This is a genomic window from Streptomyces sp. NPDC025833 (genome assembly GCF_055558055.1).
This window is the reverse complement of the sequence record NZ_JBVHNF010000022.1, coordinates 104,097-116,080: the sequence shown is the minus strand read 5'-3', so window position 1 is coordinate 116,080 and position 11,984 is coordinate 104,097. Positions and strand designations below refer to the sequence as shown.

At 73.4% G+C, this 11,984-nt stretch carries 12 protein-coding genes; 7 read left to right on the top strand and 5 right to left on the bottom strand.

What is annotated here, in order from left to right:
• The first annotated feature begins 13 nt into the window (after window positions 1-13).
• Window positions 14-1,282 carry a tyrosine--tRNA ligase gene (gene tyrS / locus ACZ4K2_RS32370; protein WP_467479004.1) on the top strand — a complete coding sequence of 423 codons (1,269 nt, stop codon included), beginning with the start codon at window positions 14-16 and terminating at the stop codon, window positions 1,280-1,282.
• Window positions 1,283-1,389: 107 nt separating this feature from the next.
• Here the strand turns inward: tyrS and ACZ4K2_RS32365 are convergent, their stop codons facing one another.
• Complete coding sequence (locus ACZ4K2_RS32365) at window positions 1,390-1,671, bottom strand: GlsB/YeaQ/YmgE family stress response membrane protein (protein WP_467479002.1); 282 nt, start codon at window positions 1,669-1,671, stop codon at window positions 1,390-1,392.
• A 245-nt stretch (window positions 1,672-1,916) separates the two neighbouring features.
• On the opposite strand from ACZ4K2_RS32365, the gene ACZ4K2_RS32360 reads away from it, so the two are divergent.
• Both ACZ4K2_RS32360 and ACZ4K2_RS32355 read left to right on the top strand, forming a co-directional pair.
• Window positions 1,917-2,312 carry a DUF3099 domain-containing protein gene (locus ACZ4K2_RS32360; protein ID WP_467479000.1) on the top strand — a complete coding sequence of 132 codons (396 nt, stop codon included), beginning with the start codon at window positions 1,917-1,919 and terminating at the stop codon, window positions 2,310-2,312.
• A gap of 218 nt (window positions 2,313-2,530) precedes the next feature.
• Window positions 2,531-2,764: a hypothetical protein gene (locus tag ACZ4K2_RS32355; protein WP_467478999.1), complete on the top strand. Its 234-nt coding sequence runs from the start codon at window positions 2,531-2,533 to the stop codon at window positions 2,762-2,764.
• 11 nt (window positions 2,765-2,775) lie between these two features.
• Here ACZ4K2_RS32355 and moaA read toward each other — a convergent pair whose 3' ends face one another.
• The 3 genes from moaA to ACZ4K2_RS32340 form a co-directional block, all read right to left on the bottom strand.
• Window positions 2,776-3,765 (bottom strand): GTP 3',8-cyclase MoaA, encoded by a 990-nt coding sequence (moaA, locus tag ACZ4K2_RS32350; RefSeq protein WP_467478998.1) that lies wholly within the window; start codon window positions 3,763-3,765, stop codon window positions 2,776-2,778.
• A gap of 163 nt (window positions 3,766-3,928) precedes the next feature.
• Entirely contained in the window at window positions 3,929-5,554 is a 1,626-nt protein-coding gene (locus tag ACZ4K2_RS32345; protein WP_467478997.1) for a solute symporter family protein, read from the bottom strand.
• Window positions 5,551-5,907, bottom strand: coding sequence for a DUF485 domain-containing protein (locus ACZ4K2_RS32340; protein ID WP_467478996.1), 357 nt, complete (start codon window positions 5,905-5,907; stop codon window positions 5,551-5,553). Before ACZ4K2_RS32340 ends, ACZ4K2_RS32345 begins: the two co-directional genes overlap by 4 nt.
• Window positions 5,908-6,186: 279 nt before the next feature.
• On the opposite strand from ACZ4K2_RS32340, the gene ACZ4K2_RS32335 reads away from it, so the two are divergent.
• Together ACZ4K2_RS32335 and ACZ4K2_RS32330 are read left to right on the top strand one after the other, a co-directional pair.
• Window positions 6,187-7,713, top strand: a complete 1,527-nt coding sequence (locus tag ACZ4K2_RS32335; protein ID WP_467478994.1) for a S8 family peptidase — start codon at window positions 6,187-6,189, stop codon at window positions 7,711-7,713.
• Between the two features lie 104 nt (window positions 7,714-7,817).
• On the top strand, window positions 7,818-9,209 hold the full coding sequence (locus tag ACZ4K2_RS32330; protein WP_467478993.1) for a CoA transferase: 1,392 nt from the start codon (window positions 7,818-7,820) through the stop codon (window positions 9,207-9,209).
• 141 nt (window positions 9,210-9,350) lie between these two features.
• On the opposite strand, the gene ACZ4K2_RS32325 is transcribed toward ACZ4K2_RS32330, so the two are convergent.
• Window positions 9,351-10,061 carry a VIT1/CCC1 transporter family protein gene (locus ACZ4K2_RS32325; RefSeq protein ID WP_467478991.1) on the bottom strand — a complete coding sequence of 237 codons (711 nt, stop codon included), beginning with the start codon at window positions 10,059-10,061 and terminating at the stop codon, window positions 9,351-9,353.
• Window positions 10,062-10,526: 465 nt separating this feature from the next.
• On the opposite strand from ACZ4K2_RS32325, the gene ACZ4K2_RS32320 reads away from it, so the two are divergent.
• Both ACZ4K2_RS32320 and ACZ4K2_RS32315 read left to right on the top strand, forming a co-directional pair.
• Entirely contained in the window at window positions 10,527-11,510 is a 984-nt protein-coding gene (locus tag ACZ4K2_RS32320; RefSeq protein WP_467478989.1) for a DEDDh family exonuclease, read from the top strand.
• Between the two features lie 219 nt (window positions 11,511-11,729).
• On the top strand, window positions 11,730-11,963 hold the full coding sequence (locus ACZ4K2_RS32315; protein ID WP_467478987.1) for a hypothetical protein: 234 nt from the start codon (window positions 11,730-11,732) through the stop codon (window positions 11,961-11,963).
• Window positions 11,964-11,984: the final 21 nt, after the last annotated feature.

The following is an 11,984-nucleotide window of genomic DNA, read 5'->3' as shown; positions in this document are numbered from 1 at the left end:
AGACACGAGAACCGTGACGGACATCGTCGACGAGCTGAAGTGGCGCGGGCTCATCGCCCTCTCCACGGACGAGGACGCACTGCGCAAGGCGTTCGCGGACGGCCCCGTCACGTTCTATTGCGGTTTCGACCCGACCGCGCCCAGCCTGCACCTCGGCAACCTCGTGCAGATCCTCACGATGCGCCGCATCCAGGAGGCGGGCAACCGCCCGCTGGCGCTGGTCGGCGGGGCCACGGGTCTCATCGGCGACCCCAAGCCCACGGCCGAGCGCACGCTGAACGCGCCGGAGGTCGTGGCCGGCTGGGTGGAGCGGCTGCGCGCGCAGATCGCGCCGCTGCTCCACTTCGACGGGCCGAACGCCGCGGTGCTGGTCAACAACCTGGACTGGACCCAGGGGATGTCGGCCATCGAGTTCCTGCGGGACATCGGCAAGCACTTCCGGGTCAACAAGATGATCGCCAAGGAGGCCGTCTCCCGGCGGCTCAACTCCGACGCGGGCATCAGCTACACCGAGTTCAGCTACCAGATCCTCCAGGGCATGGACTTCCTGGAGCTGTACCGGCGGTACGGCTGCGCGCTCCAGACCGGCGGCAGCGACCAGTGGGGCAACCTCACCTCGGGCACGGACCTCATCCACCGGGTGGAGCCGGACGCCGTGGTGCACGCGCTGGGCACCCCACTGATCACCAAGGCGGACGGCACCAAGTTCGGCAAGACCGAGTCCGGCACGGTGTGGCTCGACCCCGAGATGACCACGCCGTACGCGTTCTACCAGTTCTGGGTCAACGCGGATGACCGGGACGTCTCCAAGTTCCTGCGCATCTTCAGCTTCCGGTCCCGCGCGGAGATCGAGGAGCTGGAGCGGCAGACGCAGGAGCGTCCGCAGGCCCGGGCCGCTCAGCGGGCCCTGGCCGAGGAGCTGACGACGCTGGTGCACGGCGCGGACCAGACGGCCGCGGTGACCGCCGCGTCCAAGGCGCTGTTCGGCCAGGGAGAGCTGGCGGAGCTGGACGAGCGGACGCTGGCCGCGGCGCTGTCCGAGGTGCCGCACGTCCGGGTCGCCGAGCTCGCCCCGGTGGTCGACCTGTTCGCCGAGGTCGGCCTGGTGGCCAGCAAGTCCGCCGCCCGGCGGACGGTGAAGGAGGGCGGGGCCTACGTGAACAACGCGAAGGTCGCAGCGGACGACTACGTCCCGGGCACCGCGGAGCTGCTGCACGGGCGCTGGCTGGTGCTGCGGCGCGGCAAGCGGAACCTCGCCGCCGTGGAGGTCACGAGCGCCTGAGCGCCGCCGGGGTGTGGGCGGGCCGGCGGTCGCGGCTCTCGTCGTGGCCGCCCGCCCGGTCCCCCGCACTCGGTTGCGGGGGCGCCCTCCGCGGGGCGCTCCCGGTCTCAGGCCCGCCGCGCCCTGCGCTTGCCCAGCGTCGCCATGTACAGGGCGTCCACGGCCGCGACGATGATGATCGCGGCCACCAGCTGGAAGATGTGGCGGCTCCAGTCGATGCCCCGGGTCTCCGCCACGCCGACCGCGCGGGCGATCGCGTTGCCCACGATCGCGCCCAGGATGCCGCAGATGGTGGTCAGCCACAGCGGACTGTGCTGCTTGCCCGGGATGATCGCCTTGGCGATGAGACCCAGCACGAATCCCACGATGATCGCCCACAACCAGCCCATGGCTGCCTCCTCGTACGGCTCGACGTGAGCATTACGGCCAGTGTGGTCCGGTGCACCGTTCGGCGCATGCCGGGTTCCCCCGGACGAGCGGGGCGGTGGCCTGCCCCGCGGGCGGGGGACGACCCGGTCTCGATGGCGTGGCGGGCGCGGCGTAACGTGAGAGGTGTCCCGGCGCGGTGCCCCGCCGGCCGCGGACGAGGATGCGGGCCGGGGCGAGTCCGATACGGGCGGATGGTGGAAGTGTGATGCGGAGACAACACGACGGCGGCAGCCAGGTTTTCCGGATCACCGGTGCCCGGACCGGTCTCGCCGAGGACGTCCGGGGCCGCCAGCGGCGCTACGTGATCTCGATGTCGATCCGTACCCTGTCGGTGATCCTCGCCGTCTCGCTGTGGAACGTCGAGCGGTACGTCGCCATCGTGGCGCTGGTGCTCGGCGTGGCGCTCCCCTACATCGCCGTGGTGATCGCGAACGCGGGCCGCGAGAGGCCGCCGTCGCTGCCCTCGACGTTCGTGACCGCGCCGACGCCTCCCATGATCATGCCGGGTGCCGGCACCGGGCCGGCGGCGCCGTCCGAGGACCCGGGATCCGGGGACGCGTCGGCGGGCGAGGCGGCCGGGGAACGCCGGCGCCCGGCCTGAGCTCCCCGGTCGCGGGAAGCGGAACGGGGGCCGCCGCCAAGCTCAAGAAAACCTCAGATCAATCCTGCTGTTGTGGTGCCGGGCGGTGGGGTACCCGTGACATACTGCGTACGCGCTCCGCATCCCCCGTCGGAGCGACGGACCGACGCCGGGCAGCTCCCCCCGTGGCTGCCCGGCGTCGCCATGTTCCCGCCCGACCACGACCCCGAGACGACGCCGTGAGTGACGAGACCCCGATCTGCTCCGCCAAGCGCTGCCGTGCCGACGCCGTGTGGGTGCTGGCGTGGAACAACCCCGCGGTCCACACGCCGGAGCGGCGCAAGACGTGGCTCGCCTGCGAGGAGCACCGCGAGCACCTGTCGCAGTTCCTCGGCGTGCGCGGGTTCCTGAAGGACGTCGTGCGGTTCGAGGAGTGGCGGGCGGCGGAGGACGGCCGGCCGCAGGCTCCCTAGCCCCGGGTCCGCTAGCCGCCGATCGCCGACATCGGGCGGTCGGGCTGCACGAACGAGGGGTCGTCCAGGCCCGCGCCCGCCTTCTTGCCCCACATCGCCAGCCGCCAGATGCGGGCGATCTCCTCGTCCGGCGCGCCGGAGCGCAGGGCCGCGCGGAGGTCGGTCTCCTCGGTGGCGAACAGGCAGGTCCGCACCTGGCCGTCGGCGGTGAGCCGGGTGCGGTCGCAGGCCGCGCAGAACGGGCGGGTGACGGAGGCGATCACGCCGACCCGGTGCGGGCCGCCGTCGACCAGCCAGCGCTCCGCGGGCGCCGAACCGCGCGCGTCGGCGCCCGCGGCGGTGAGCTCGAAGCGGGTGCGCAGGGAGGCGAGGATGTCCCCGGCGGTGACCATGCCCTCGCGCTTCCAGCCGTGCTGGGCGTCCAGGGGCATCTGCTCGATGAAGCGCAGTTCGTAGTCGTGCTCCACCGCCCAGGCGAGCAGGTCGGGGGCCTCGTCGTCGTTCAGGCCCGGCATCAGGACCGAGTTGACCTTGACGGGGGTGAGGCCGGCCTCGCGGGCGGCCGTCAGGCCCTCCAGCACGTCCTTGTGGCGGTCGCGGCGGGTGAGTGTCCTGAAGACGTCGGGCCGGAGGGTGTCCAGGGAGACGTTGACCCGGTCGAGGCCGGCCGCCTTCAGGGCCGTGGCCGTGCGCTTCAGCCCGATGCCGTTGGTGGTGAGGGACATCCGCGGGCGCGGGGCGAGGGCCGCGACGCGCTCGACGATGCCGGTCAGGCCCGGGCGGAGCAGGGGTTCCCCGCCGGTGAAGCGGACCTCCTCGATGCCGAGTTCGCGGACCGCGACGTCGATCAGGCGGACGATCTCGTCGTCCGTCAGGAGGTCGGGCTTGGCCAGCCACTGCAGGCCCTCTTCGGGCATGCAGTAGGTGCAGCGCAGATTGCACCGGTCGGTGAGCGAGACCCTCAGGTCGGTTGCCACTCGGCCGTAGGTGTCGATGAGCACGTGGGCCCCCTCCCTCTCCCGATCACGCCTGTGCGTGCGTCCTTCGTCACCTGCGAGCCTACGTGACCGCGCCGACGACGACAGCGGCCCGATCCCACGAGGTGCGGCCCGGCCGCGTCGTAGGACCGCACAGTCCTCCTCGACGCGGCCGTCCGTACGAACCTCAGTGCGCTCCGGTGCCGGTCAGGGACCGCACCTCCAGTTCGGCGTACTTGCCGGCGTCCGGCTTCTCCTTCGACAGCAGGGTGCCCAGGACACCGAGCAGGAATCCCACCGGGATGGAGACGATGCCGGGGTTCTCCAGCGGGAACCAGTGGAAGTCGGCGTCGGGGAACATCGAGGTCTCCTTGCCGGAGACCACCGGCGAGAACAGCACCAGGCCGACCGCGGTGACCAGGCCGCCGTAGATCGACCACAGGGCGCCGGAGGTGGTGAACCGCTTCCAGAACAGGCTGTAGAGGATGGTCGGCAGGTTGGCGGAGGCGGCCACCGCGAAGGCGAGGGCGACCAGGCCGGCCACGTTCAGGTCGCGGGCCAGGGCGCCGAGCACGATCGAGACCGCGCCGATGCCGACGGTCGCCCAGCGGGCCGCGCCGAGTTCCTGCCGCTCGGTGGCGCGGCCCCGCTTGATGACGTTGGCGTAGATGTCGTGCGCGAACGAGGACGACGAGGCGAGGGTCAGGCCGGCGACGACGGCGAGGATCGTGGCGAAGGCGACCGCGGAGATGGTGGCGAGCAGGACGGCTCCCCAGTCGGAGTCGACACCGCCGAGGTGCAGCGCCAGCAGCGGCGCCGCCGTGTTGCCCGCCTTGTTGGAGGCGGTGATCTCGTCCGGCTTGATCAGCGCGGCGGCGCCGAAGCCGAGGGCGAGCGTCATCAGGTAGAAGGCGCCGATCAGGCCGATCGCCCAGATCACGGACTTGCGGGCGGCCTTGGCGGTGGGCACCGTGTAGAAGCGGATCAGGATGTGCGGCAGGCCGGCGGTGCCGAGGACGAGGGCGATGCCGAGCGAGAGGAAGTCCAGCTTGGTGGTGCCTGTCGCGCCGTACTTCAGTCCGGGCTCCAGGAACGCGGTGCCCTTGCCGCTGTTGTCGGCGGCGGAGCCGAGCAGGTCCGAGATGTCGAAGTCGAACTTGAGCAGCACCAGGAAGGTCAGCAGCAGGGCGCCGAGGATGAGCAGCACCGCCTTGACCATCTGGACCCAGGTGGTGCCCTTCATGCCGCCGATGGTGACGTACACGATCATCAGCACGCCGACCAGGGCGACGATGCCGATCTTGCCGCTGTCGCTGGTGATGCCGAGGAGCAGGGAGACGAGGACGCCGGCGCCCGCCATCTGCGCCAGCAGGTAGAAGATCGAGACGACGATCGTGGAGGCGCCGGCGGCCGTGCGCACCGGGCGCTGGCGCATGCGGTAGGCCAGCACGTCGCCCATGGTGTAGCGGCCGGAGTTGCGCAGCGGCTCGGCGACCAGCAGGAGGGCGACGAGCCAGGCGACGAGGAAGCCGATGGAGTAGAGGAAGCCGTCGTAGCCGAAGAGGGCGATGGCGCCGGCGATGCCGAGGAAGGACGCGGCGGACATGTAGTCGCCGGAGACGGCGAGGCCGTTCTGGAAGCCGGTGAACTGCCGTCCGCCCGCGTAGAAGTCGGCGGCGTCCTTGGTCTGCCGGCCCGCCCAGACGGTGATGACGAGGGTCGCGGCGACGAACACGGCGAACAGCGTGATGATCAGGGTGCGGTGCTCGCTCGCCGCGCCGGCGGCCAGCAGGGTGTGCTGCGCGGGGCTCATGCGCCGCCCTCCATCCGGGACTTGATGGCTTCGGCCTTCGGGTCGAGCTTGGCGGCGGCGTGCCGCGCGTACCACCAGGCGATGAGGAACGTGGTGAGGAACTGGGCGAGGCCCAGGACGAGGGCGACGTTGACGTTGCCGGCCACCTTGGTGCCCATGAAGCCGCCCGCGTAGTTGGACAGCAGGACGTACAGCAGGTACCAGGCGGCGAAGGCGATCGTCAGCGGGAAGGCGAAGGAGCGGTGGGCGCGGCGCAGTTCACCGAACTCCGCGCTCTGCTGCACCTCGGTGAACTCCTCGGTGGAGGGAAGGTGGGCTCGGGGTTTCGCGGGGGGCGGTGTCTCGGTTGCCACGGAGTCTCCTCGCGTCACGGACATGCGCTTGCTGACCTCAGGACGGGCCACACACTACAGGCGGTCACCGGGGCGCTCCCGTGTGTGAGACCGACGGGGTCCCGGGCCTGCCGGGCCCCCGTTCACGGTCACGGCGCCCCGCACGGACCGGTTCAAGTCGGCCTGCCCCTTTCACAGATCAGGTCCGGGGGATAGTTTCGCCCTGCACCACGCGTCATGTACCTGCCCGAGCACATCCGTGTCTCGGGCGGTTCCGTACCCGGATGATGTGGAGATCCCATGGCCCATCTGCGCCCCAGACGTCGGCTCGCGCTCGCCGTACCGGTCGTGCTGTCGCTGACCGCCTCGCTCGGTTTCCTTCCCTCGGCCGCCTCGGCGGCGACCCCGGCGGCCGCGGCGGTACGGGCGGCGGACGGCCCCGTTCTCGCGTACGTGGTCAACACCGGGACGGACCACCGCACGATCGAGTCGGTGCAGCGGGCGATCACCCGCAACGGCGGCACGGTCGTGGCGAGTTACGACCGGATCGGGGTCATCGTCGTCCACTCCGCGAACCCGGACTTCGGTGCGCTGATGCGGGCGGAGCGCGGCGTCAGGTCGGCGGGCGCCACCCGTACCGCCCCCGTGACGGCGGCGGGCACGACGGACGAGGGCGCGGCGCGGGTCCTGTCGAAGGCCGAGGCCGCGAAGACCGCCCGGGGTGCCGCGGCGGGTGCGGAGCCGCTGGAGGCCGACCAGTGGGACCTGCGGGCCATCGGCGCGGACAAGGCCGCGACGATCAACCCGGGCAGCCGGAACGTGACCGTCGGTGTCATCGACACGGGCGTCGACGACACCCACCCGGACATCGCCCCGAACTTCTCCCCGTCGCAGTCGGCGAGTTGCGTGAGCGGCAAGGCGGACACGACGTACGGCGCGTGGCGGCCGGCGGACGCCGACCACTACCACGGCACCCATGTGGCGGGCGAGATAGCCGCGGCGCGCAACGGCATCGGCGTGGCGGGCGTGGCGCCGGGCGTGAAGGTCGCGAGCATCACCGTGTCCCAGCCGGACTCGACCTCGCTGTTCTACCCGGAGAGCGTGGTCTGCGCCTTCGTGTTCGCCGCGGACCACGGCATCGAGATCACCAACAACAGCTACTACGTCGACCCGTGGCTGTACAACTGCATGGACGACCCGGACCAGCGCGCCATCGTCGACGCGGTCAACCGTGCCCAGCTGTACGCCCAGCGCAAGGGCACCCTCAACGTCGCCTCGGCGGGCAACTCCAACGACGACCTGGACGCCGACGCGCTCACGGACGCCGCGAGCCCCGACGACTCGACGCCGCGGACCCGCACGGTGGACCCGCACAAGTGCTTCGACGTGCCGACCCAGCTGCCCGGCGTGGTCACCGTGAGCGCGGTGGGCGTGAAGGGCACCAAGGCGTACTACTCCAGCTACGGCCGGGGTGTGGTCGACGTGGCGGGACCGGGTGGCGACAGGTACCAGATCCCGGACACGCCGTCGAAGAACGGCCGCATCCTGTCCACGCTGCCCAACGGCCGGTACGGCTTCCTCCAGGGCACCTCGATGGCCTCCCCGCACGTGGCCGCGGTGGCCGCGCTGCTCAAGTCGGCCCGTCCGCACGCCACTCCGGCCCAGCTCCAGGCGCTGCTGAAGGCGCAGGCGGACAACCCGGGCTGCCCGACCGAGCCGTACGACGGCAACGGTGACGGGATCGTGGACGCGACCTGCGTGGGCGGCAAGCGGGTCAACGGCTTCTACGGCTTCGGCGTCGTCAACGCGTTGCGTGCGGTCAAGTAAGAGCGAGCATGAGCAAGCAGGAGGTGGAGCCGGGCAATGTTCCGCGCTTCCCTGTGCGGTCTCGATTCTGAGGGTTGATCGAATCAATACTGCATAGTGAAGTGATGACTGTCATCAATGGAACCGCGCTCGGCGACGCCTGGGCGGCCGTGGGCGGGGAGCCCGCCCTGCTGTCGCGCGTCTCGTCCGTCGTACGGCGGGACACGCTCGGCTCGGCCCTTCCGGTACGGGAGCTGGCGCGCGCGTGCGTGGGCGCGTGCGCGCTGGCCGCCGCGGAACTGGCGGCGCGGCGGGCCGGACTCGCCGAGGTGCCGGCGGTCACCGTGGACGACGGCGCGGTGGCCGCCGCCTTCCACAGCGAGCGGCTCGTGACGGTCGACGGCCGGACACCGGACGGCTTCGCGCCGCTGTCGCGGTTCTGGCGCACGGCCGACGGCTGGGTGCGCACCCACGCCAACTACCCGCACCACCGCGCCCGCCTGCTGGGCGCGCTGGGCCTGCCGGCGGACGCCCCGGCGGAGCGGGTCGCCGGCCGGCTCGCCGGGCGGGGGGCCCTGGAGACCGAGGAGAGCGTCCAGGACGCCGGCGGCCTGGCCGTTGCCCTGCGCACACCCGGGCAGTGGCGGGCGCACCGGCAGGCCGCCGAGGTGGCGGCGCGCCCGCTGGTCGAGCGGGCACGGCTGGACACGGCACGCGCGCGCGTGCTGCCCGCGCCGGCCGCGGGCGCCCCCGTCCCGCTGCCCGCCGCCGGGCTGCGCGTCCTGGACCTGACCCGGGTCCTGGCGGGCCCGGTGGCCACCCGCACCCTCGCCCTGCTGGGCGCGGACGTGCTGCGCGTGGACGCCCCGTGGCTGCCGGAACTGCCGGACCAGCACGCCGACACCGGCTTCGGCAAGCGGTCCGCCGCGCTCGACCTGGGCGCCGGCCGGGACGTCCTGGAGTCCCTGCTGAGCGCGGCCGACGTCGTGGTGACCGGGTACCGGCCGGGCGCCCTCGACCGGTTCGGGCTCTCCCCCGAGGCGCTGGCCGCGCGCCGCCCGGGCCTCGTCGTGGCGCAGGTGTCGGCCTGGGGCGCGTACGGGCCGTGGGGCGGACGGCGCGGCTTCGACAGCCTGGTGCAGGTCGCCACCGGCATCGCGGTGACCGAGGGTTCGGCCGAGCGGCCGGGCGCGCTGCCCGCGCAGGCCCTGGACCACGGCACCGGCTACCTGCTGGCGGCAGCGGTGCTGCGGGCGCTGACCGAGCAGACGTACGACGGTGGCGGCCGGCTGGTCCGGCTGGCACTGGCCCGCACCGCGCACTGGCTGACGGCCGGCATCACGCCGGACGCGGCCGGGGAGGCCCCGTACCCGGGTCCGGACGCCTGGCTGGCCGAGACGGACAGCCGTCTCGGCCGGCTGCGGCACGCCCGCCCGGCCGTGTCCTTCACCGGCGGGCCCACGGGCTGGGCGGCGCCCCCCGTGCCGTGGGGCACGGACCCGGCGGCGTGGCGCTGACGGCTCGGCCGCGCAGGCCATCGGCGACGGGCGCCCGGCCCGCGGTACGCCAGGGCGTGGCCCGCCGGGGCGCACTCGACCGGCCGCGGCCCGATCCCGCGGCCCGCCAAGGGGCGGGCACCCGGCCGTCTTCCGGCGTGCTCACACCCCCGCCGCCCCCAGCAGGCTCCCCGCCGCGTAGGTCACGCCCATCGCCAGGGCCCCGCCCGCCACGTTGCGCAGCACCGCGCGCCTCGGGGCCGCCGCGCCCAGGCGGGCGCTGCTCCAGCCGGTGAGGACGAGGGCGGCCAGCACCGAGGCGACGGTGATGGGCAGGCGCAGCCCGGCCGGGGGCAGCACGATGGCCAGCAGGGGCAGCAGCGCGCCCACGGTGAAGGCGAAGAAGCTGGCCCAGGCCGCGTGCCAGGGGTTGGTGAGGTCGTCCGGGTCGATGCCCAGCTCCACGCGCGCGTGCGCCTTCAGCGCGTCCCGCGCGGTGAGCTGTTCGGCGGCCTCGCGGGCCACCTCGCGGGACAGCCCGCGCGCCGCCAGCAACTCGGTCAGCTCCCGCAGTTCGGCCTCCGGCTGCTCGCGCAGCTCCCGGCTCTCCACGGCGAGCGCGGCCATCTCGGAGTCGCGCTGGGTGGAGACGGAGACGTACTCGCCCGCCGCCATGGACATCGACCCGGCGAGCAGGCCGGCGAGCCCGGCGGTGAGCAGGGCGGCCCGGCTCCCGGTCGCGCCGGCCACGCCGACGACCAGTCCCGCGGTGGAGACGACGCCGTCGTTCGCGCCCAGCACGGCCGCACGCAGCCAGTTGAGCCGGGGGCCCAGGGCGGCGCCGTGGGCCTCGTCGTGGGTGGGTTCCATCACAGCAGGGAGGATCCCACCCCGGCGGTCACGGCCGCAGGACCGACATCGGTGCTCCGCCCCGGGCCGGGGGCCCGGCCGGCGTCCGGGCGCGTCCACCGACCGGACACCGGGCCGGTCCTCCCCCGCCGTGCCGGTGCGGTGGGGCCGGGCGGCGCCCGCCCGCCGTCCTGACGGGCCGCCACCTGCGCCACGGCCGGGCCGGCACCCGGCGGATGTCCCCACGGGCGCGCGCGGGAGCGGGGACGGGTGATCCTGGGTGGACTACCAGCCGGTCGTCCCCACGTGCGCGCGCGGGAGCGGGAGTTGACGTGCGGGCCCCTCCGCGCGGGGCGGCTCCCCGGCCGGCCCGCGCGCCGCCCCGCGTACGCGCGCGTGCGCGATGACCGAGCGGAGGGGCGAGCCCGGGCCGCCCGGCCGGTACCTGAGGGACCGTGCTGTCGGTCGTGGCCCGTATCCTCAGTGACCATGCTCGAAGACCGTGCGACCGCAGTGTCCTCCCCCACCCAGTGGCCGACCGCGTATCCGAAGGGATACGCGGTCGTTGACGTGGAGACCACCGGCCTGGCCCGGGACGACCGGATCATCTCCGCGGCCGTCTACCGGCTGGACGCGCGCGGCGACGTCGAGGACCACTGGTACACGCTGGTCAACCCGGAGCGCGATCCGGGGCCCGTGTGGATACACGGCCTGACGAGCGAGGTGCTGGAGGGCGCGCCGCTGTTCGCGGACGTCGCCGAGGAGTTCGCCGCCCGGCTGGACGGCCGGGTGCTCGTCGCGCACAACGCCGTCTTCGACTGGCAGATGATCGCGCGGGAGTACGCGCGCGCACAGCGCGAGGCGCCGGTGCGGCAGCGGCTGTGCACCATCGCGCTGTCGAAGGAGCTGGGGCTGCCGCTGCCCAACTTCAAGCTGGAGTCCCTGGCCGCGCACTACGGGGTGGTGCAGCGGCGGGCCCACCACGCGCTGGACGACGCGCGGGTGCTGGCGGAGGCGTTCCGGCCCAGCCTGCTCGCCGCGGCGGCGGACGGCGTCCGGCTGCCGCTGCTGGAGTGCCTGCCGCTGACCGAGTGGTCGGACCGGCCCGTGCCCCGGCAGTCGACGGGCGGCTACGGCGGCTACCGGCCGGGCGGTTGGCGCCCCTCCCGCAAACGCCCCGCGTGCCCGTATCCCAACCCGGGTCGCTACGAAGACGGCAAAGGGCTCAAACAGGGCATGCGGGTGGCCTTCTCGGGTGACACCTCGACCGAGCGCGAGATGCTGGAGGACCGCGCCGTCGAGGCCGGGCTGCACGTGGCCACCAGCATCTCCCGGCTGACCAGCCTGCTGGTGACCAACGACCCCGACTCGGGCACCTCCAAGACGGTCAAGGCCCGGCAGTTCGGCACGCCGATCATGGACGAGGCCGCGTTCGGGCAGTTGCTCCGGGACGTCGAGCCCGCCGACGGATAACCCGTCGGCGCCCGCCCGCTCCCGACGGGCGGGCGCTTCACCCACACGCACTCCACCCACACGCACCCCCGCCCACGCGCACCCGTGCCCGCCCGCACCCTGCCGAGGGCACCCGGTCGACGGCACCCGGTCGACAGGGGTCGCCCGAACGGGTGGTTGGCCGGCGACTCACCCGGCCCCCGCTCGCCCGGGAATCGGCGACGGCTCACCCTGTGGCCCATGGCGACATGCGAAGTCTGCGGCAACGACTACGGAATGACCTTCGAGGTGCACGCGCAGGGCCGGGTGCACGTCTTCGACTGCTTCTCCTGCGCGATCCACCGCATGGCCCCCCTCTGCGAGCACTGCCGGGTGCAGATCATCGGCCAGGGCGTGGAGGTGGAGGGCCACTGGTACTGCGGCGCGCACTGCGCCCGGGCGGAGGGGAGGACGGGCATCGTCGACCGGGTGTGACCCGGTACCCGCCCGATTGCA

Coding starts and splice junctions, on each gene's coding strand:
- ACZ4K2_RS32365 (WP_467479002.1), bottom strand. CDS start 1,671: ATGGGCTGGTTGTGGGCGATCATCGTGGGATTCGTGCTGGGTCTCATC.
- ACZ4K2_RS32360 (WP_467479000.1), top strand. CDS start 1,917: ATGCGGAGACAACACGACGGCGGCAGCCAGGTTTTCCGGATCACCGGT.
- ACZ4K2_RS32345 (WP_467478997.1), bottom strand. CDS start 5,554: ATGAGCCCCGCGCAGCACACCCTGCTGGCCGCCGGCGCGGCGAGCGAG.
- ACZ4K2_RS32335 (WP_467478994.1), top strand. CDS start 6,187: ATGGCCCATCTGCGCCCCAGACGTCGGCTCGCGCTCGCCGTACCGGTC.
- ACZ4K2_RS32330 (WP_467478993.1), top strand. CDS start 7,818: ATGACTGTCATCAATGGAACCGCGCTCGGCGACGCCTGGGCGGCCGTG.
- ACZ4K2_RS32320 (WP_467478989.1), top strand. CDS start 10,527: ATGCTCGAAGACCGTGCGACCGCAGTGTCCTCCCCCACCCAGTGGCCG.
- ACZ4K2_RS32315 (WP_467478987.1), top strand. CDS start 11,730: ATGGCGACATGCGAAGTCTGCGGCAACGACTACGGAATGACCTTCGAG.